General features: G+C 58.9%; 19 protein-coding genes and 3 pseudogenes. 10 read left to right on the top strand and 12 right to left on the bottom strand.

Features of this window, described 5'->3' with window-relative positions; all coding sequences use genetic code 11:
* Positions 1-24: 24 nt before the first annotated feature.
* Positions 25-225 (top strand): annotated as a pseudogene (locus ACIPSK_RS26175) (ATP dependent DNA ligase); the annotation flags it as partial.
* A gap of 50 nt (positions 226-275) precedes the next feature.
* On the opposite strand, the pseudogene ACIPSK_RS26170 reads toward ACIPSK_RS26175, so the two are convergent.
* Positions 276-533, bottom strand: a pseudogene (locus tag ACIPSK_RS26170) (non-homologous end-joining DNA ligase); the annotation flags it as partial.
* 139 nt (positions 534-672) lie between these two features.
* Here ACIPSK_RS26170 and ACIPSK_RS26165 point away from each other — a divergent pair.
* Complete coding sequence (locus tag ACIPSK_RS26165) at positions 673-1,356, top strand: phosphatase PAP2 family protein (RefSeq protein ID WP_446533014.1); 684 nt, start codon at positions 673-675, stop codon at positions 1,354-1,356.
* 122 nt (positions 1,357-1,478) lie between these two features.
* On the opposite strand, the gene ACIPSK_RS26160 is transcribed toward ACIPSK_RS26165, so the two are convergent.
* Together ACIPSK_RS26160 and ACIPSK_RS26155 are read right to left on the bottom strand one after the other, a co-directional pair.
* A complete protein-coding gene (locus ACIPSK_RS26160; protein ID WP_446533013.1) occupies positions 1,479-1,673 on the bottom strand; it encodes a hypothetical protein in 195 nt (64 codons plus the stop codon).
* Positions 1,674-1,816: 143 nt separating this feature from the next.
* The gene (locus tag ACIPSK_RS26155; RefSeq protein WP_446533051.1) at positions 1,817-2,218 is read right to left on the bottom strand and encodes a hypothetical protein; all 402 of its coding nucleotides are present in this window, start codon (positions 2,216-2,218) and stop codon (positions 1,817-1,819) included.
* Between the two features lie 685 nt (positions 2,219-2,903).
* Here ACIPSK_RS26155 and ACIPSK_RS26150 point away from each other — a divergent pair.
* Positions 2,904-3,113, top strand: a pseudogene (locus tag ACIPSK_RS26150) (DUF1236 domain-containing protein); the annotation flags it as partial.
* 98 nt (positions 3,114-3,211) lie between these two features.
* Here ACIPSK_RS26150 and ACIPSK_RS26145 read toward each other — a convergent pair.
* From ACIPSK_RS26145 to ACIPSK_RS26105, 9 genes are all read right to left on the bottom strand, one after another.
* Complete coding sequence (locus ACIPSK_RS26145; RefSeq protein WP_446533012.1) at positions 3,212-3,865, bottom strand: DedA family protein; 654 nt, start codon at positions 3,863-3,865, stop codon at positions 3,212-3,214.
* A 10-nt stretch (positions 3,866-3,875) separates the two neighbouring features.
* On the bottom strand, positions 3,876-4,427 hold the full coding sequence (locus ACIPSK_RS26140) for a phosphatase PAP2 family protein (RefSeq protein WP_446533011.1): 552 nt from the start codon (positions 4,425-4,427) through the stop codon (positions 3,876-3,878).
* Between the two features lie 200 nt (positions 4,428-4,627).
* Positions 4,628-5,473, bottom strand: a complete 846-nt coding sequence (locus ACIPSK_RS26135; protein WP_446533010.1) for a COG4705 family protein — start codon at positions 5,471-5,473, stop codon at positions 4,628-4,630.
* 89 nt (positions 5,474-5,562) lie between these two features.
* On the bottom strand, positions 5,563-5,952 hold the full coding sequence (locus ACIPSK_RS26130; RefSeq protein WP_446533009.1) for a hypothetical protein: 390 nt from the start codon (positions 5,950-5,952) through the stop codon (positions 5,563-5,565).
* 246 nt (positions 5,953-6,198) lie between these two features.
* Positions 6,199-6,450, bottom strand: coding sequence for a DUF1344 domain-containing protein (locus ACIPSK_RS26125; RefSeq protein WP_446533008.1), 252 nt, complete (start codon positions 6,448-6,450; stop codon positions 6,199-6,201).
* 72 nt (positions 6,451-6,522) lie between these two features.
* A complete protein-coding gene (locus ACIPSK_RS26120; protein WP_446533007.1) occupies positions 6,523-9,177 on the bottom strand; it encodes an FtsX-like permease family protein in 2,655 nt (884 codons plus the stop codon).
* Positions 9,159-9,842 (bottom strand): ABC transporter ATP-binding protein, encoded by a 684-nt coding sequence (locus ACIPSK_RS26115; RefSeq protein WP_446533006.1) that lies wholly within the window; start codon positions 9,840-9,842, stop codon positions 9,159-9,161. The genes ACIPSK_RS26120 and ACIPSK_RS26115 overlap by 19 nt, the downstream gene beginning before the upstream one ends.
* The gene (locus ACIPSK_RS26110; RefSeq protein WP_446533005.1) at positions 9,835-10,497 is read right to left on the bottom strand and encodes an ABC transporter ATP-binding protein; all 663 of its coding nucleotides are present in this window, start codon (positions 10,495-10,497) and stop codon (positions 9,835-9,837) included. The genes ACIPSK_RS26115 and ACIPSK_RS26110 overlap by 8 nt, the downstream gene beginning before the upstream one ends.
* Positions 10,498-10,501: 4 nt before the next feature.
* Positions 10,502-11,074 (bottom strand): hypothetical protein, encoded by a 573-nt coding sequence (locus tag ACIPSK_RS26105; protein WP_446533004.1) that lies wholly within the window; start codon positions 11,072-11,074, stop codon positions 10,502-10,504.
* 130 nt (positions 11,075-11,204) lie between these two features.
* Here ACIPSK_RS26105 and ACIPSK_RS26100 point away from each other — a divergent pair, with 130 nt between their 5' ends.
* The 7 genes from ACIPSK_RS26100 (at position 11,205) to ACIPSK_RS26070 (ending at position 18,582) form a co-directional block, all read left to right on the top strand.
* A complete protein-coding gene (locus ACIPSK_RS26100) occupies positions 11,205-11,861 on the top strand; it encodes a response regulator transcription factor (protein ID WP_446533003.1) in 657 nt (218 codons plus the stop codon).
* Between the two features lie 50 nt (positions 11,862-11,911).
* The gene (locus tag ACIPSK_RS26095) at positions 11,912-13,198 is read left to right on the top strand and encodes an ATP-binding protein (protein WP_446533002.1); all 1,287 of its coding nucleotides are present in this window, start codon (positions 11,912-11,914) and stop codon (positions 13,196-13,198) included.
* 282 nt (positions 13,199-13,480) lie between these two features.
* A complete protein-coding gene (locus ACIPSK_RS26090; protein WP_130658175.1) occupies positions 13,481-14,494 on the top strand; it encodes an ABC transporter substrate-binding protein in 1,014 nt (337 codons plus the stop codon).
* Between the two features lie 94 nt (positions 14,495-14,588).
* Positions 14,589-15,407, top strand: coding sequence for an ABC transporter ATP-binding protein (locus ACIPSK_RS26085; RefSeq protein ID WP_446533001.1), 819 nt, complete (start codon positions 14,589-14,591; stop codon positions 15,405-15,407).
* A 10-nt stretch (positions 15,408-15,417) separates the two neighbouring features.
* On the top strand, positions 15,418-16,299 hold the full coding sequence (locus ACIPSK_RS26080; protein ID WP_446533000.1) for an ABC transporter permease: 882 nt from the start codon (positions 15,418-15,420) through the stop codon (positions 16,297-16,299).
* Between the two features lie 253 nt (positions 16,300-16,552).
* A complete protein-coding gene (locus ACIPSK_RS26075) occupies positions 16,553-17,209 on the top strand; it encodes a response regulator transcription factor (RefSeq protein WP_128408537.1) in 657 nt (218 codons plus the stop codon).
* On the top strand, positions 17,206-18,582 hold the full coding sequence (locus tag ACIPSK_RS26070) for a sensor histidine kinase (RefSeq protein WP_446532999.1): 1,377 nt from the start codon (positions 17,206-17,208) through the stop codon (positions 18,580-18,582). The genes ACIPSK_RS26075 and ACIPSK_RS26070 overlap by 4 nt, the downstream gene beginning before the upstream one ends.
* The last annotated feature ends 37 nt before the right edge of the window (positions 18,583-18,619 follow it).

Genomic DNA, 18,619 nt, shown 5'->3' with positions numbered 1-18,619 from the left:
GCGGGCGGCGTATTTTTTTCCGAGCGTTTGCGGGACACACTGCAATGGAAGCGAAAGCAGCCGCCCCTTCCCTGTTCCGGAAGCGCCGATATTGCCTGGGTCGAGCCCACCCTGATCGCCGAGATCGAGTTTCGTGCCTGGACGTCGGATGGGAAACTCCGTCATCCGTCCTACAAAGGCCTGCGAGAACGCCAGGACAATGCCGACGTCTTCCGGCTCGACTAGCGAAATCAGCGCCGTCCGCTAGATTGTCCGCCATTCGCGCTCAAGTAGATGCGCGTCAGAATGCGCACGCCCGCAGGCTTGACGCGGACCGCCAGACGGTAGCCATCCCATTTGATCTCATAAACCCAATTGTCGCCCTTCGGCGGCCTGGCCTTCAGCAGCGCAAGGCACGGCTCGATGCGTTCGGGCATCGGATCTAAGGGGAGATTGGGCTGGTCAGGATCTCGGCGCCGGCGCGGCCGGCTGCGAAGCGGCGCGTCGGCTTTACCGAGTAGCGGCTTTGAACGCTTACGGGGTGGCTTTGTGATGACTGCAGTTCAGCAGCCACACCTTAAAAAGCAATTGACCAAGATTGATTATTGACTCGTCTGCCGACGGGAACATATTAGCAACATCGCTAGTATGACATTATAGATCATCCAAACCAAACAATTGGCTAGCTTCTCAATGCTGAATAGTTTCGACACCTTCGTGATGAAGCTGATGGGTCAATATTCATCCAGGTCGATTATAGCGAATAAGCTCATTATTTATTTTCTTGATTTGAACACTGTAAAATTTCTGCCTTTGTTTATGTTATTATGGTTTCTATGGTTTTTTCGAAATAGATGGAAGCCAGTTGTTGTCGAATGCATCATCGACATGTTCTTCGGAATTGGCATATCTCGATTTATACAACTGTTTCTGCCAGAGCGTCTCAGGCCGCTGCATTCAGGCAACCCCGACTTCGTGCTGCCTTTGGGCGTTGATCCGAAAACGCTTGAGCATTGGAGTTCCTTCCCCAGTGACCATGCCGCGCTGACCTTCGCGGTATCGACAACGATGTGGCGCGCATCCCGACCGCTTGGTGCGGCCTGCTTCATCTGGTCGACGTTCGTGATTTGCCTGCCGCGCATCTATGCTGGCTATCATTATGCGACCGACATCCTGGGTGGCGCTTTTGTAGGCGTGTGCACAGCCCTTCTCGTTGCGCGCCCTTTTCAGAAGCTATTGATGCCGTCTGTGCTAGCGGTTGAGGAGCGCTTTCCAGGTTTGTTCTTCTCTGGTTTCTTTGTCATATCCTATGAACTCGTGACGCAGTTCGACGAGCTGCGGCTCGTCGGAAGGGCCATTCAACACCTCATCTCGTGATTGCGAGTTCGACGAGCTCGGATAAACGGCACATCCTTCCACCTGGAGCCCGAAGAAGCGGAATGACTGGTGTAATTGATCAGTTCACGTCGCAAAGCCGTTTCGTATTGATTTCGTCTCGTTCACATGAATCGAGGATCGGCCGTCACCTCTGCGCCCGTAGGCAAAGCATGTCCGTTCGCATCGCGCAACTTCTTGCCGAATTCGACCGCTTCGTCAGTCGATGACGCCTCTAAGAGGGTATGCCAAATCGAACGCTCGCCATTCCCTTGCCAATTGGCGTAATAGGGTTCGATCGTCACTGTGAATTCAGACATGGGTTTCTCCTTTGCCTTCATTTGATGAAGCTTGAGGCGACAGTGCGCGAATTCAAGCCCGGCTCTTTCATCGCGCTTCTGAATCGAGAAAGCCGCCTCTGAGGGCGGCCTTTCGTATTTTGCGCAATCTATGAGGGCTTCGTTCAGCCGGCAGACTTGATGCTCGTGTTGCAGAGGCTCCAATAGCCGCCACCCTTCTGGATCCACTTCAGGTCGCCGAGCGTGCCGGCATCCTTGGCGGTATGATAGGAGTCGACGCAAGTGTGCAGGCGCGCCTTACCGGGCGTCTCAGTCGAATATTTCTTGTCGATCGCCTTCGGGAACTTGACGCTCTTCGGGGCCGCGGTGGTCGGCTTTGCCGGTTCCTTCTCGCTCGTGGCGGTGACGTCCGCTTCGTCAGCCTTATCGGCAGCAGCCGCGTCGGCGCCACAGAACTTTGCGCGGAAATCATTCCACTTCACGTCTTTGGCGGAGCCGTCGGCCTTAGCGGCTTGGTACTTGGTGCTGCACTCTTTCATGGTCAGCGCATGCGCCGGCGACGACATGAGAAAAGCAGCAACCACCGAGCCGGCGGCGGAGAGAAGCAGTTTGTGCGTGGTGCTATATGACTTGGTCGATCCAACGAAACCCATGACACTCTCCCTGGTTAATTTACAGCGCGAACGGTGACACCCACCGAATGAACCATGGATGAACAAAGGCCACTGCGAAGTGCATCAAAGGCGCTGCGTCGGGGGAGAATTCGCCCGGACGTGGAACCCAAAGCAGCGGAACGATCAGTTTGACTGATTGCGATGGAAATCGTCAGGGGCCGCCCAACGTACAGGAGACCCAATGCTTGGGGTAAGCAATGATCGCTGAACGGCCGAATAGCATGATACGAAATACTGCTCGAAATCATAGTCAATTTATATTTTGGAGCAAAACGAAAGAAGGAAATTTTTAGTTGAATAAATAACTGTAGCACTACCGCGCGCCGATGGTTTGTCCGGAATAGCACAGGAACCGCTTTCGCGCGCGCTCAGTTTGGAAGTCGGATCGCGGGAGAAAGAGACCCAGGCTGCGGGTCTCAGCCGCCCCTAAACTCTTGCGATCCACCCTCTCCCAGGGTTAGCCGCGCAGAGGCAAGGTTTTTAGTTGTTCCTTCACACTATCGCCTTCGGTAACGCTCTGCGCGGCCTCCTGTCCAAAATTCGATCTTTCCACGCCTCCGTTCCCTATGTGCGACCCACGACGACCGAACAGAAGCCCGCCGCCAAGTCCGGCAGCACCGATACAAGCGACTCGGCCACGTCAGGCACGAAGAGCAGCACGCAAAATGTCAAGCCTGCAGAAGGCTCGGGCAACGCCGCCACCACGCAAAGCGGCGATGCGTCGAAACAGTCGACCGACCAGAACTCTTCGACGACGAACAAAAGCTCTTCCGAAATCAACGTCAACAAGGCCCCGAACGAAGAATAATGGCGAGAACCCGCGCTTCCGAGCGCGCCGGATCGAGCAGGTCGCCGACACACCGGCTGAGCCACGTGTCTCGGGTTTCAGTCCACCTTCGTGTGGCGAGAACCTCCAGAAGGGGCACCACGCCTCAATACCCACCGCCCAAGACGCCAAGTGACCCAACCCGTTGCGAGCAGAATGACTAAAAGCGTTGCCAACGGCTTTGCTGCCGAGCCCAGAGCACCGAACGTTACACCGACGAGAACGCCAGGTAGAATGTGTGACGGTGCCCATACCAGGGCCGAAGCAATGTTGACCGCATAGAACCGCCTCACGGACATCCCGAGCATGCCCGCGAGAAGCGGGATGAATGCTCGAACACCAGGCGCAAAACGAGCGATAAACACGCTCTTGTCACCGTGTCGTTTGAAGAAGGCCTCGCTACGCTCGACCAGATCCGGGTATCGCTTCAGCGGCCAGAGGCCGAGAATCTCCCGATGGTATCGATGGCCGAGCCAGAATGATAAGCCGTCTCCAACGATCGCGCCAAAAGTCGCCGCGGCCATCAAGGGCCAAAGGACGAGAACGCCACTCGGCACTAGCGCGCTTAAGGCAATTATGACCACCGTGCCGGGAACAACGACGCCCATGATTGGGATCGACTCGGAGAGTGCAAGCAGGAACACTGCGATGTAGGCGATATGGGGATGCGCGCTCAGCCAATTGATCACCGATGAGAGAAATGACGCGAGCATTACCGGTAGCCTAAAAGATTCGAGTGATCAGGCGGTCGGCTTTGGTGCCTTCGCGATACATTGCAAGGACTATGAGTGCTGCGATGACACCCGTCAGTGCTCCGCCGAAGACGTCGCCGGCGTAGTGGGTCCCGATATAGATGCGGGAGAAGGTGACAAGGCAGGCCGCCGCAAGGAAAGCAAATCCGGCGCGTCGGGCGCCGTGAAGTAGAAAAGCGGCCGCAATCGCGAAGGTCGCCGTTGCATGATCGGAGGGAAACGAAAAGTCGGCGCTCCGTTCGATCAATAGGTCTGTTACGCCGTTGTCATAGGGACGAGCCCGGTGGATAAAGAGAAGAATGAGTTGGTTGAGGCCGAGTCCCAGCGAGAACGAGAAGCCTGCCGCCACGAGGACATGCCGTATATGCGTCCTATCAGACCTGCGCCACCATTGCAGGGCTACCGCCATCACCATGACCGGGACGCCGATACCGGAGACCCAGACCATCAAGTAGTCGATCGCAGCACTATGTCCCGCTAATCCATTGATGGCGCGTGTTACAGCTACGTCGAGTTCATACATTGTCACACTCCAGTTCAACCCTTGCAGCTCCGAAGGCTCTACATCGATTCTGAATCAGTCAACTGACGCTTAGATATTGGTTAGATCTCCACCTGCGCTCGGATGAAAAACATTTCAGCAAGAGTGACAGCCGCGGAAACGGCGACAGCAAGGAATGTCGCCGCGGTCGGGTGATGTCCCGGAATGCGCCGGCGACCGCTTCAGAATTCGTCGTTGGCGGCAATCAGCTTTTTGCCTTCACCCACCGCCAGCACCTCCCCATCTTGACCGACGGCGACCAATTCGTCGCCTCCGTGCCGCAGGCTCATGAAGGCGACGATCGTGACGATCGCGGCGAGAAAGATTGCACTCGTTATGATCGTGCCGAGGCCCAGGCCGCCATATTGCGCGGGCTGAGACATCAGATCCCCGAACGAAGCTCCCAGAGGCCGGGTCAGGATGTAGACCAGCCAGAAGCCGAGCATCGGGTTGAGATCGAGGAAGAAGTAACCGACACTGAGCGAGATGATAATCATCGCGAACAGAATACCGGTCGCCAAATATCCAAGCGCGAACTTCTCGGCGACCAGATCGCCGGCCGCCGTGCCGAGCGCAAAGGTGAACAGAATGGCGAGCCAATAGAAGCCCTCGCGTCGATTGGTGAATATGGAGTGGATTGAAAGCGTACGCTCTGTCTGGAACCAGAGCAGGAAAGTCAGCGCCAAGGCGATCGAGAATGCGATGGTCGTATCCAGCAGCGGTACATTGAAGTTGTCGACCAGATTGTCAGTAATCAACGTGCCAACGATGCTGATCAGCACCACCGAAAGCCAGTAGGTGGCAGGAACATACTTCTTCTGGGCAAATTGCCAAACTAGTGCGCCGGCGAGAATTGCCGACATGATCAGCGATGTCGCTGTCAGTCCCAGGCCCATTTGCATGTTGAGATAATCGGCCGCCGTTTCGCCCATGGTGACGGCCATCAGTTTGATGAGCCAGAAGTCGGCCGTGACACGAGGAACGCGATTGTAGACTAATGCTTTGGCGGTTTCTGTCGCAGCGGGCATTGCGAGTATCCTTGAATGGGCGATGAAGCGTCTCGCGGTTAAGCGGCGCGGGCGGTGCGAAGGGCGCGGAACAACGGTTCGCCGTCGACCTACTGAGATGGCTGGGCCGGATGATTGAGAACCGCCATAAGGGTGGCGAGCGTCTTGTTGACGTTGTCGGCCGATGGGGCCGATTGGCGTAGAGCCTTGAGCGCAGCATCAGAGGCAGCGTCAATGTGGTCCCAGTCGTTCGGATTCAGCGGACGGATTGCGCTCTCGGCCTGGTCCCAGGCTGTCTCGTAGTCCTTGATCCGCTTTGCAGCCGCCGTCAGATCCCCCTTGGAAGCGAGGGCCTGAACGTCGGCAACGATGGTCTTGAACGATGAGAGATCACCGAGGTCCTTCGTTTTGGCGGGCGCATTATTGGCATAGAGTTCAAAACCCGTGAAAGCCGTCACCGGAGCAATAATGAGCGCGATGGCGAGAAAAATCTGTCTCATTCAAAAATCCCTAAATTCTGGAAACGCGCCACGCCTGCATCGCCCTTCGGCGGTGATCGACTGCGCCTCGCTGACGCCCCCGGCGCGCTCGCCGCCTTCCAATTGGCACTTCCTTTGACAGACAATAACTACGCAGAGACTATTAGCGGAGAATTAGAGCCGATGCCGGTGTGGGCCCGACACGTAATCATCGGTTGCAATCGCGCGCGAAAGCGGCGGCCGGGTTGTCGCCGGCCGCCGCAAGCCTCACTTCTCCTGGGTCAGGTGAGAGACGACCGCCTTGCCGCCCTTGATCGCGAAGGTTAGCTGAACCTTCTCACCGACGCGAAGGTTGGTATCCTCGATCCCTTCGGGCAGGGTATAGTTCTTGCCGTCCGACAACGTGATTGTATCGGCCTTCTTGCTGATCGCGGTGATCGTGCCGGACGTCTGGGCAGCGAATGCCGTGCCCATCGGTGCCAGCGCCAGTATTGCGGCCATAAGAATTTGTGGTTTCATCTCTTTCTCCTTCATGGTTTCAGCCCCCAATCTGTAGAATTTTTCGCAAGGCAGCGCCGGCGCGGCCGATGCTTATTGGCCTCTCAACTTCTCGGTGACGTGTGCCCGGCTGCGCATCGCTTCGCTCGTCGCGGCCAGGAGAGCAGCGCTGGTTGCGATGATGACGAGGGCAGCGAGATAGCCCCAAGGCAACGAAAGCGCCTCGGGTGGCGGGTCGAATACCCCGGTCAGCAGCTTGACGAGCACATAGGCTATGAGCACTCCGGCCAAGAGGCCGAGAAGCATGCCGCCGCCGACCACCAATCCAGCCTCGCTCCAAACAAAGGCGCCAAGCTGCCGCGGCTTGGCACCAAGCGCGACGAGGATGGCGAAGGAGCGTTCACGGTCTGCCAATCCCAGCCCAAGGACCAATCCGCCCGAGGCGGCAAGCATGACCAGCGCGAAGATCAGCTCAAGCCGCGTCAAACCGGCGAGGTCGATCGCTGTGAGACTCGATCCGATCAAAGCGACGGTATCACCAATCTGGCTCACGTTGAGCGCTGGCAGATCCGCGATCGAGCTTCGGACAGTTCGGGCAACTCGGGCCGGATCGTCGTTCGATCGAATCAGGACAATCTCACTTCCCGCGGAACCTGTCTGCTGCGCAACGTAAGTTGCGCTAGCCACCAGAAACGAATCCTTGGGCGCAGTCGGGAATTCGCGCACCACGCCCACAATGTGGAAGGACACGACATGGTATTGGTGATCGGCCGCGTTTTGCAGGCGAATATTGATGACGTCGCCGCGACTGAGCTGATAGTCGTTCACGGTTTCCTGCGAGACCAGCACGCCGTCGGGCGTTTGTGCAAGGTCGGTGAGTGTCGCCCTGGCGTCGCCATTGGCGAAATAGGCGTCGGACATCGCCGTGGCTGTCCCGATGCGCATCGGATCGATGCCGTAGAGATCCTGAAGGTCGGTTCCGACGTAAGCGTATCGATGTTGCATCGGCTGGACGGCCAGTACGCCGGGCAGCCTGGAAATACGGTCGAGCGCCTCGGATGCGGGCGCGGCGGATGTGCCGGTAACGGTGACGTCGGCTCCGTTGGTGAGTTCGGCATCGACACGTGCCTGGGCCTCATAGGTTGCGTTGAAGATCGCGGTTGATGCCGCGAAGGCAAAGGCTAGTGCGGCCAGGCCAATGCCAGCGGTCAGCCGCCGGCCTTGCCGTGCAAATGTCGCAGCCACAACATCCGCGAGACGTCCGGCGACGAGTCGCAAGCCCCTGGCTATCACCGGCCGGCCTTGCCGCAACCCGGCCCCGACGAGCCGCATGGAAAATAGCGCCAGACCATTCCAGAGCAACACCGGGGCGAGAAAGGCCGTATAGTCGACCGCGGTCGCTGCCACGCCCTCCGGCGCGAGAACGACCTGGTATCCGCTCGCTGCCGAACGCCAGTAGAGCGCCGCCGCGAGCGCCAGCAGCACCAGATCAAGATAGAAGCCAGCCCAAAGTGGTGCCCGGTCATTGCCGATTGGCCGCCGGGCGGCCGCAATGCTCAAGCTACGGGCGTCGCGCCAGGCGGGGATCAGGATCGCTGCGAGCGAAAGCGCGATCCCGGCCACCGCCACGGTGCTGAGCAAAGGAACCGCTGCGCTGCGCAAGAGCGCCACCCCGAGGATGAAATTCGCGGCAAGAGCAGCAAGGAGTATACCGAGGATCGCACCGCCGACACCCGCAAATGCCGCTTCAGCGGCAGCCAGGCGAAGAACTGTATCGACCGTTGCCCCGCGCAAGCGCAGCAAAGCCTGCTCGCGGCGGCGCCTGTCCCGACCAGCTCCGGCTGCGGCAAGCGTAAGCAGGATGGCTAGGATGGCCCCAGGGGAACCGAGGAACAGAAAAATCAGCCGCGCATAGAGGGCATCCTCACGGACCGCCGCCAAACGGGCCGCCAGGTTGTTTGCGAGCAGCGCGGTTCCAGCCACGCGAGCCTCGAAATTGTGGCCGCGCTCGGCCGCCCAGGTGCTCGCAGCGACCGGGCCGGAGGGCAGATCACGATGATCGAGCTTGACGTGGAACTCGGTCCGAATGGTATCGGGCCGACTGGCGCCTTGCTGCTCGAACACCTGCTGCCACTGAGACATCGGCAACAGCAGAACGTTGTCGGGCGGGGCTTGTGGTGCGGCGCCAGCCGGGACACCGATCGCCTGAAACATCGCATCGGCGTTCGGCAAATCGACGATGCCGGCGATCGTCACGCTGACATCAGGCGCTTGGTGGCGGTGGATGGTGACCTGATCCCCCACTGTGACATGCAAGTTGGCGGCAGTCTGCTGCGCTATCAGGACGCCGTCGACCGATCCTACGAGCCGTCGAACCTGTGCGGGGAATTGATAGAAATAGCCCGGTCCGATGCCAAGCACCGTGCCGCCACCCGTGGTCTGCACCGTACCTCCCGTGTTCGCCTCAAAGCCTGGTACTTCGGCATAGTTGATCAACTGCAAGCCGGTAACCGGTGCGGCGGAGCGGATCGCAGCCTCGACTGCACTATGATCCGCCCCCGGCAGCGACTGGACTTGCCAATCGACGGGCACTTGGGCGACCGACCGAACCGTCATCTCAGTCGCGCTGGATTGCAAAAAGGCGCCCAGGCACGCGATGAAGGCAACGGTCAGCGCTACACCGCCGATGGTGCCGACTAGGCGGCCGGAACGAGTTCGCACAAGTCCGATCAACCAGTGCCTGTACATGCGGGCCTCTCGTCCATGCTTTCAAATTTGCCATGACGCATCCGCCAGATGCGGTTCATCTTTGCCGCTACGCGCTCATCATGCGTTGCTATGATGATGGCGCTTCCAGTCTGCTGTCCCCAGGCGAGGAGCCGGTCGACCAGTATCGCAGCGCCAGCCTGATCGAGTTGACCTGTCGGCTCGTCAGCGACAATCAATTCCGGATTGGTCACAATGGCACGCGCTACGGCGATCCGCTCAGCCTGGCCGCCGGAGAGCTGCTCTGGCAACTTTCCCGCGAGCGCTTCGACGCTGAAGGTGGCAAGCGCTGCCAGGGCGCGCGCCTGGGCTTCGGAGCCGTTACCGAGAAGGATCGGTAGCTCGACGTTCTCGACGGCGGTGAGTGCGGGCATCAGGTTCGCGGATTGGAAGACGACGCCGATCCGCTCTGGGCGCAATGTGTCGGAGGAACCAAGCCCAGGCCATTCCACTCGTCCTGAGCTTGGGACGTCCAGCCCTGCGATCAGGTTTAAAAGCGTCGTCTTTCCGCAGCCAGACGGTCCCACGATTGCAATGGTTTCGCCTGCGTGAATCCTGAAGGAGCAGCCCTGAACGGCCGCGACGATGCTCCGCTCACGCTGGAAACTACGCCACAGGTCCGTGGCCACAGCCAAGGTCTTAGCCATGCACGATGCCTCCATCCCGGATATCGATCATGCGATCGGCTCGTGCGGCGAGGGCGGGGCTGTGTGTGACGACGAGGACGGCAGCGCCGCTGCGACAAATTTCGATGAGGCGATCAATGACGAGCTGTTCCGTTGTTGCGTCGACTTCGGCAGTGGGTTCATCGCAGAGTAGGATCTGTGGTTTTGCTGCAAGCGCGACGGCTAGGCCAGCGCGCGCCGCCTCACCGCCTGAAAGGTGGGCAGGTAATACGTCGGCGAGGCCGTCGAGGCCCAGGCTGCTGACAAGATCACCAATTTCCCCCGGTCGGCCGTGGCCGGAAATCTCCATCTGGAGACGGATGTTGGCCCGCACGGTCAGATGCTCGAACAGATTGCCGGACTGCATGAGCATGCCGAAATGGCGAGCCCTAAGCCGAGCCCGTTCCGGCTCGGGGCGTCGGGTCATGCGCTCGCCCATGACCGACACCACGCCGCCGTTCGGCTCATCGATCCCGGCAAGACAGGCAAGCAGCGTCGATTTCCCGCTACCGGAGGGGCCTCGCAAGACCGTGAATTCCCCGGGATTAAGCGTAATTGTAACGCCCCGCAGCGCCACGACCTCGTCGTCGCCGGCATGAAAGAAGCGGTAGATCTCGGTTGTTTCCAGCACGGTCATGCATTCATTTCCACTGCAGCGAATTGGAAATCAGCTGCCACTGGTCGACGTTATCCGCGCCGGCCGGTGCGGCCAGATCGAGGGTGACCGTCTTGCCGCCTTTGAACACAATGAAACGCTCGTGCTCCAGGCGGATCTGCTTGTTGGTGACCGGGTTGGGCGCGGAATTCGACTGGTAACTGATGCGAACAGCCGGTCCGGCCGCGAGCTTCACGGCCCTGACCGCAGTGACCTTGACGGCGTGCCCGGCTTTCTCGAGGTTTACGATCTCGCCGGCCCGGACCGAGGCAACCGTTGGAGCCGCATTCGCCGAACCAAGCGTAGCCTGTATGTCATCGTATTTATCGAAGAACCGGACGCTGGGGCCGGTCACTGTCCGCGACCATCCCTCTGGCACTTTCAAGCTGAACCCGTCCGGGGAGGTGTAAGCAACGAAGACCTGGTTGTCGGGAATGTCGCCCGGCGGGTTCGTTTCAGGTGCAACGAGTTTCTCCTGCGCCGCGGCTGGAAGAAATGCGGCAGATGCCAACATGAGCAGTGTGGCGAATGCGGCGGCGATCCAACAACGAACGGTCATGACCAAGTCTCCTTTGCACACCAGCAAGGGCATATGACGCTCGTAGAATTAGGAGGGTCTTAGGTGGCTTCTCCTGCCCCAGCTGCATTGAGGACTTCTGTTCTCGGGAACGTTCGGTCTATTATGCCGTATGCGAGTTCTCGTGATCGAAGATGATGCCATGCTGGGCAAGGCCCTCGTACAAGCCCTGGAAGATGCCGGCATGTCGGTAGACTGGGTGCGTGACGGGCAACTCGGGGACGAGGCCGCCGCGGTTGGCGGGCATGGTCTTTTGCTGCTCGACCTTGGCTTGCCCGCCCGTTCGGGCCTGGAAATCCTCCGCTCCCTGCGGACGGCCGGCGACAAGAGGCCAATCCTGGTGATCACCGCCCGTGACGAACTCGACGATCGTGTCACGGGGCTCGACCTCGGGGCCGACGACTACCTGGTGAAGCCGTTCGAGGTCAAAGAACTGCTCGCGCGCATGCGTGCGGTTTTACGCAGGCATGGCGGCCAGGCTGTCTCGGTCCTGGGTACGAGCGAGATCGAGCTCGATCTATCAAGCCACGAGGTGACATATCGGGGGCTGAGCCAAGTGTTACCGGCGCGCGAATTTGCGCTGATGCATGCATTGCTGGAGCGTCCTGGAACAATTCTCTCACGCGCTCAGCTCGAAGAGCGGCTCTATGGTTGGGGTCAGGAGGTGGAAAGCAACGCCGTCGACGTGCTCATCCACTACGTGCGGCGCAAGTTCGACAAAGACATCATACACAACGTCCGCGGGGCAGGATGGATGGTCCCCAGGTGAAGAGCATGACTTCGATCCGACGTACGGCTTTCATGTGGCTCGCCGGATTGATGGCGACTATCGGCATCTGCGCAGCGACGACATCCTACCTCCTCGTCAGGAATGAAGCGTCCGATTTCCTCGACAATCAGCTTCGGCAGATTGCGCTTTATGTTGGAGATGCGCCTCCCGGGCCGGCGGCTGGCCGCGTTGACGGCGTGGTGGCGCATGATCCCGAGGACGACTTCGTCATCCAGGTCTGGAACGCGGTCGGCCAGCCGCTGCAACAGTCGGATCCCTCCATCGCTATTCCCCGGCAACAGGCGAGCGGTTTGGCCGATATTTCAGCGGCCGATAACAATTGGCGCGTCTACACCCTCGTGACGCCGGATCGAACTGTTCAGGTTTCTCAGGAGATGAGTGTACGCCAGGAACTGGCCGCCAATGCGGCTCTTCAGGCGGCGCTCCCGATAGCAATTCTTATTCCATTGTCGTTGCTGACGCTGAGCTGGATCATTGATCGCATCATGGCCCGGCTCAATCGCCTGGCCTTCGCGATCGCCTCTCGAGACGCCGCAGCGGACGACCCCGTACCGATCGACGACGTGCCGACTGAAGTCATTCCCTTCGTAAGCTCAATCAATCTGCTGCTCGCGCGGCTGCGGTCATCGCTTGAGCGACAGCGGCGGTTCATTTCCGATGCGGCCCATGAATTGCGCACGCCCCTCTCGGCACTCCAGATTCAAATCGACAACCTTCGAACCGACGACCGCGATGGCCGATTTGCCCAGCGGTTGTCGGAGCTGGAGGCCGGGATCAGAAGGTCTACAAGCCTGGTAAACAAGCTCTTGCGCCTCGCCCGTTACGATGCCCGCGAACCCGCGCCCGACCCGCGGCCTGTCGACCTCGCCCGGCTTGCGGTCGACACCATCGCGCGCCTGACACCGCTTGCTAGCAGTCGGTCGATCGATCTTGGCATCACCCGCCGGGATAAGGCCGTCACGATCGGCGCCCTTGCCGATCTCGAAATCATCCTCGGCAATTTGGTCGAGAACGCCGTGCTGTACACGCCACCGAACGGAACCGTCGACATCGCGGTGCTGGTCGCCGGGCAAGAAGCACGGATCGAAATCCGCGACACAGGACCTGGGATCGCGGAAGAAGAGATGCCTCGTGTCTTTGAACGGTTCTACAGGTCAATGCCTCAGGATGGCGAGGGGAGCGGTTTAGGACTGGCGATTGCGAAAGCGGCAGCCGAAAGACAAGGAGTGCGGCTCACACTCGCCATGCGCGAGGATGAGCCCGGTCTTATCGCATGCCTCGTTGTACGGCTGGCCCCAATGAAGGCGTTGCGTTAGTTCTCCCTAACGCGGAGATTGAGAACGGAATGATTACGATAAATGAACGAGATAATGCAATGGATCCATGTTTCATTGAGGTCGTCGACACTGGGATGGCGCAAGAGTCCCAATTGAGCAGCAGCGGATATCCGCTGCGCCTCGGTCGGAACCTTTTTTCTCGTCCTTGATCCGCCTGAAAGCTGGTTGAAAGCTTGGGCCAGCTATCTTCCCCTAATCGCAGAGGAGCGCGTGGCCGTCGTGGCAACGTAAGTGCGATACGAAAACTCAGGAGGAGATCCAATGCGTTCTACACGCACGTTATTCAATTCAGCTGCACTGTCCGTCGTCATGCTCGCGTCGATGCTTGCAGCAAATTCTGCTCATGCAGCCGGCAAGATCACGCTGATGGTCGGCGGCTACGAAAAGCAGATCTATCTGCCCGCAAAACTCGCTGAAGGCCTCGGCTATTTCAAGGATGAAGGCCTCGATGTCGAGCTTCTGAACGAACCGGCCGGCGTCGATGCCGAGAACCAGCTTCTGGCCGGCGCGGTCCAAGGCGTTGTCGGCTTCTATGACCATTGCGTCGACCTGCAGGCGAAGGGGAAGTTTGTCGAATCGGTCGTCCAGTTCAGCCAAGCTCCAGGCGAAGTCGAACTCGTCTCGGCCAAGCATCCGGAAATCAAGTCGATCGCGGACTTCAAGGGTCATAGCGCTGGGGTCACCGGTCTTGGTTCCTCGACCAACTTTCTGACCCAATACATGGCCAACAAGGCTGGTCTGAAGTCTGGCGACGTCACCTCCGTTCCAGTCGGCGCAGGCACGACCTTTATAGCCGCCATGCAGCAGGATGCGATCCAGGTGGGCATGACGACAGAACCGACGATCTCCCGTCTGCTGAAGACCAAGGAAGCAACCGTCCTCGTCGACATGCGCACGATGGAAGGCGCACGCCAGGCACTCGGCGGTACCTATCCCGCAGCCTCGCTCTACATGGAAACCTCATGGGTCGATGCTCACAAGGACGATACCCAAAAGCTTGCCAATGCTTTCGTGAAGACGCTGCGCTTCATCAATACGCATTCCGGCGCCGAGATCGCCGACAAGATGCCAAAGGAATATTATGTCGGCGACAAGGAAGGTTACGTCAAAGCGCTCGACGAAGGTAAGGCGATGTTTACCGCCGATGGCGTGATGCCGGAAGATGGCCCGAAGACCGTCCTCTCGGTTCTTTCTTCCTTCTCGAAAAATATGCAGGGCAAGCAAATCGACCTTTCGAAGACCTACACCACGGAATTCGTCAAAAAGGTCATGTAAGCGGCTTTCAGATCCGCCTCCGGCACGTTCGCCGGCGGCGGGCATGTCCTCGGCTTCGCGTGCGAGCCTAACCAGCGCGCGTCAGGAAAAACCAATGTCAGACATCAGCATTCGGAAGCCGGCAATCGAGCTTCTCAATGTCAGCAGGCGTTTTGTCTCTCCGAGCGGCAAGTCGCTGACAGCATTGCGCGATTTCACCATGTCCGTGGAAGAAGGCGAGTTCGTCGCGGTCGTAGGCCCGACCGGCTGCGGCAAATCCACAACGCTTAACCTGGTAACGGGTCTTGCGCGGCCTAGCGCCGGCGAGGTCAGGCTGATGGGCGGACCCGTCGACGGAATCGACCCGCGCGTCGGCTTCGTCTTCCAGACGGACGCGCTCTTTCCCTGGAAGAATGTCATCGACAACGTTATGGCCGGCCCCCTGTTTCGCGGCAAGAGTAGGAGGGAAGCAGAAGATAGCGCCAAAGGTTGGCTTCAGCGCGTCGGCCTTTCAAAGTTTCTGCATCACTATCCGCATCAGCTTTCGGGCGGTATGCGCAAGCGCGTATCGCTGGCGCAGACCTTCATCAACGAGCCGGAAATCCTGCTGATGGATGAACCCTTCTCGGCGCTCGACGTGCAGACCCGCACCGTGATGCACGAGGAATTGCTGAGACTGTGGGCGGAACGGAAGGCTTCGGTCGTTTTCGTGACCCATGATCTGGAGGAAGCCGTCGCGCTTGCCGACAAGGTCTATGTGCTCACAGCCGGCCCAGCCACGGTCAAGTCCGTCTACACGATCAATCTTCCACGCCCGCGTATCGTGTCGGAAATTCGCTACGAGCCGCGCTTCATCGACTATTGCAAGACGATCTGGGAGGATCTCCGCCAGGAGGTCGAGGCCAGCTATCGCCGTTCCAGCGAAGCTGCGTAAGGAGACAAGCATGGCAAACATCATCGCAGACAATGTACCGGCCGTCGTATTTCGCCCCGGCACATCGGATTCCGAAATCGAGACCGCAGCGCTCCGCGCGATCAAGAGACGTAAGCAGCAGGTTCTGTCGCTGCAAATCGGGATCTTCGTCGCGGTCGTGGCACTCTGGCAGCTGTCATCCAACCTGCTGTGGATCGACCCGTTTTTCTACTCCAGCCCGAGCGACATTATCTTTCGTCTCTACGATTGGGCGGTCAACGGGACCAGTGAAGGTTCACTTTGGTACAACCTCTGGGTGACGATGGAAGAGGCTCTGATTGGCTTTTTCTGCGGCTCCATTACCGGCGTCATCGTCGGTGTAAGCCTCGGTCGCAACCGCTTTCTGTCGGATGTTCTGTCGGTCTATATCAAGGCGATCAATTCCATTCCGCGTGTGGTTCTGGCACCGATCTTCATCATGATCCTCGGCCTTGGCCTGCCATCGAAAGTGGCGCTTGCCTTCATCATGGTATTCTTTGTCGTGTTCGCCAATGCGTTCCAGGGGGTTCGTGAAGCCGACCGCAACATGATCGCCAATGCGAGGATCCTCGGTGCTTCTGATTGGCAGGTCACGCGGGCCGTGATAGTTCCTTCAGCCATGAGTTGGATTTTTGCGAGCCTTCACGTCTCCTTCGGCTTTGCTATCATCGGCGCTATCGTTGGAGAGTTCGTCGGCGCCCGCTTCGGCATCGGCCAGCTGATTTCAATCGCCAAGGGCACCTTCGACGCTGCAGGCATGTATGCCGCGATCGTCCTTGTGATGATCGTAACGCTGATCGCGGAATTCATCATGACGCAGATCGAAAACCGCTTGGCGAAGTGGCGCCCGCAGCAGAGCCTCGACATTCAATGATCCGCCATGGCCGGCACCATAGAACACCGGCGCTCCGGCGCCGGTGTTCTTATATTGACAGGATAAGTTCGATCAGTGTGTGACGGCCGGAATTCTGACCGTCAGCAGCAGCCTTCCGGCGATCTGCGCTGCTCCGCGCTTCACCGACGGTGACATCATCGGCGCGAACGTTTCCGTCACCATCTGCCACAACAATGCTTTAAATCGCCATTCACATCGGCAGCATTTGCCGACACAAGGAGCGGAGGTGAACGTGCGTATTCTGCTTGTTGAAGACGACAGCATTCTCGGCTCATCGCTGAAGAGGGCGCTGGAGAAACATGCCTATGGAGTCGACTGGATGCGCGACGGCCAGTCAGGTCTTGAAGCGGCGGAGCATTCGCATTTCGCAGCTGTCATCCTCGACATTAATCTCCCGGTGCTGGGTGGCATCGACGTCCTCAAAGGCATGAGGCGGAAGGGCAACACCGTCCCGGTCATGCTCCTGACAGCACTCGATGCCGTCAGGCAGAAGGTCGAAGGGCTTGACGAGGGTGCCGACGACTATCTGATCAAACCCTTCGACCTTGACGAATTGCTCGCGCGCCTGCGCGCCCTCATCCGTCGCCGCGAAGGCCGGGCCGAAAGCCTCCTGCGGTGCGGCGATATCGAGGTGGATCCGTCGGCGATGGTGGCGCGCAAGGGCAGTCTACAGGTTCATACCACCGCCAAGGAATTTCATCTGCTCAAGCTCCTGATGGAACGAAGCGGCCGCTATGTGACGAAGAACGATATCGAATACGCTCTCTACGATGCCAACAGCACCGTCGAAAGCAATGCCATCGAGGTGACGATCTACAATCTGCGCAAGAAGCTCGGAGCCGATTTCATCAAATCAATCCGTGGTATCGGTTACATGATCGAGCGATGAGCCAGGCAACCCTCACGCGCAAGATTTTCTTCAGGATCGCGCCGGTCGTGGTGGTGACGATTGTGGTGATCGGCGCTTTCGCCTTCACCAGCGCCACGCGCGAGATAAACAACATCTATGATGCGCAGCTCATCAACGATGCGAACGTCTTGTGGCGATTGTTGCATAACCGGCTGCAACATTCGCTCGACCGCACGCCGCAAAAGGTCGACGATATCGATTTCAGCATGGACAATCAACTCGCCCTTAATGAGGATGCAGACGATTATGCCGACGCGCACATGTTCCGCGCCTGGGTGAACGGCAAGATCATGTTCTTCAGCAGCACAGCCTTTCAGTCCGACGTGCCACACCAGCAGGCAGGTTTCACGAACCTAAGCTATCGCAATGAGAACTGGCGCGTCTATTCACTGCCGATCCCCGATTCCGGCATCGTCATGGAAGTCGGCGAGAAGATCTCGCTGCGCCAGACATTGGTATCCAACATTCTGCTGAATCTCTTCTTTCCATTGCTCGTCCTGGTACCGGTGATCGGCTTCTTGATCTGGCTCGGCATCAATAGCGGCCTCCGCACCATCCATGGACTGGTCCACCAGATTCGTACCCGTTCCCCGGATGACCTTTCAGAAATACCGGTAGGCGATCTGCCCAGGGATCTCCTGCCGCTCCGCCGTTCAATCAATCAGCTTCTCGGCAAGCTCGGGCGGTCGCTGACGCTGGAAAGGCGCTTTTCGGATCTTGCCGCCCATCAACTGCGCACGCCGCAAGCAAGCGTCAAACTGCTCTTGCAGATGCTGGGTAGCACCGACGACGAACAGGAGCGCAAGGCGATCATTGGCGATCTGGTTACCAGCAACAACCGGGCAACCCATCTGATCGAGCAATTGCTGCGCCTTGCGAGGGTTAGCCACCATCCCCTAAATCCGATGCCTGTTCATCTCTACCATCTGATGGCATCGACGCTCGCGGAAGTCGGCAACATCATCACCAGCCGTAAGCTCGACGTCTCTTTGGTCGGTCCTGAATCGGCCGAGGTGAGGACGGACGCATCGCTGCTGCAGATGATGGTCGGCAACCTCCTGGACAACGCGATAAAGTACACCCCACCCGGCGGTCGGATCGAGGTGGTTCTCGCCGCGGAGCCTCACTTCTGGCTGATTTCAATTAGTGACAGCGGACAGGGAATTCCGCCCGATGAACGTGAGGCCGTCTTCAAGCGCTTCTATCGTCTCGACACCCTCGGCGCCGAGGGCGCCGGCCTCGGGCTTGCCATTGTGGCCGACACGGCTGATCGTCTTGCGGCATCGGTGAAGCTTTCGACACCGGTCTGGGGACACGGCCTGCGGGTGGAGCTGCAACTGCCGAAGACCTGAACCCGGACCGATACCTTCCGATCCCGATCGAATCCTG

Source organism: Rhizobium sp. LARHSG275, from assembly GCF_052871115.1.
This window is presented reverse-complemented; position numbering and strand designations above follow the sequence as displayed.

What these genes read in the sequence shown, in the direction of transcription:
- ACIPSK_RS26130 (WP_446533009.1), bottom strand. Translation starts at nt 5,952, where the DNA reads ATGAGACAGATTTTTCTCGCCATCGCGCTCATTATTGCTCCGGTGACG.
- ACIPSK_RS26090 (WP_130658175.1), top strand. Translation starts at nt 13,481, where the DNA reads ATGCGTTCTACACGCACGTTATTCAATTCAGCTGCACTGTCCGTCGTC.
- ACIPSK_RS26135 (WP_446533010.1), bottom strand. Translation starts at nt 5,473, where the DNA reads ATGCCCGCTGCGACAGAAACCGCCAAAGCATTAGTCTACAATCGCGTT.
- ACIPSK_RS26120 (WP_446533007.1), bottom strand. Translation starts at nt 9,177, where the DNA reads ATGTACAGGCACTGGTTGATCGGACTTGTGCGAACTCGTTCCGGCCGC.
- ACIPSK_RS26100 (WP_446533003.1), top strand. Translation starts at nt 11,205, where the DNA reads ATGCGAGTTCTCGTGATCGAAGATGATGCCATGCTGGGCAAGGCCCTC.
- ACIPSK_RS26165 (WP_446533014.1), top strand. Translation starts at nt 673, where the DNA reads ATGCTGAATAGTTTCGACACCTTCGTGATGAAGCTGATGGGTCAATAT.
- ACIPSK_RS26145 (WP_446533012.1), bottom strand. Translation starts at nt 3,865, where the DNA reads ATGCTCGCGTCATTTCTCTCATCGGTGATCAATTGGCTGAGCGCGCAT.
- ACIPSK_RS26110 (WP_446533005.1), bottom strand. Translation starts at nt 10,497, where the DNA reads ATGACCGTGCTGGAAACAACCGAGATCTACCGCTTCTTTCATGCCGGC.
- ACIPSK_RS26155 (WP_446533051.1), bottom strand. Translation starts at nt 2,218, where the DNA reads ATGTCGTCGCCGGCGCATGCGCTGACCATGAAAGAGTGCAGCACCAAG.
- ACIPSK_RS26105 (WP_446533004.1), bottom strand. Translation starts at nt 11,074, where the DNA reads ATGACCGTTCGTTGTTGGATCGCCGCCGCATTCGCCACACTGCTCATG.
- ACIPSK_RS26140 (WP_446533011.1), bottom strand. Translation starts at nt 4,427, where the DNA reads ATGTATGAACTCGACGTAGCTGTAACACGCGCCATCAATGGATTAGCG.
- ACIPSK_RS26115 (WP_446533006.1), bottom strand. Translation starts at nt 9,842, where the DNA reads ATGGCTAAGACCTTGGCTGTGGCCACGGACCTGTGGCGTAGTTTCCAG.
- ACIPSK_RS26085 (WP_446533001.1), top strand. Translation starts at nt 14,589, where the DNA reads ATGTCAGACATCAGCATTCGGAAGCCGGCAATCGAGCTTCTCAATGTC.
- ACIPSK_RS26125 (WP_446533008.1), bottom strand. Translation starts at nt 6,450, where the DNA reads ATGAAACCACAAATTCTTATGGCCGCAATACTGGCGCTGGCACCGATG.
- ACIPSK_RS26080 (WP_446533000.1), top strand. Translation starts at nt 15,418, where the DNA reads ATGGCAAACATCATCGCAGACAATGTACCGGCCGTCGTATTTCGCCCC.
- ACIPSK_RS26160 (WP_446533013.1), bottom strand. Translation starts at nt 1,673, where the DNA reads ATGTCTGAATTCACAGTGACGATCGAACCCTATTACGCCAATTGGCAA.
- ACIPSK_RS26070 (WP_446532999.1), top strand. Translation starts at nt 17,206, where the DNA reads ATGAGCCAGGCAACCCTCACGCGCAAGATTTTCTTCAGGATCGCGCCG.
- ACIPSK_RS26095 (WP_446533002.1), top strand. Translation starts at nt 11,912, where the DNA reads ATGGCGACTATCGGCATCTGCGCAGCGACGACATCCTACCTCCTCGTC.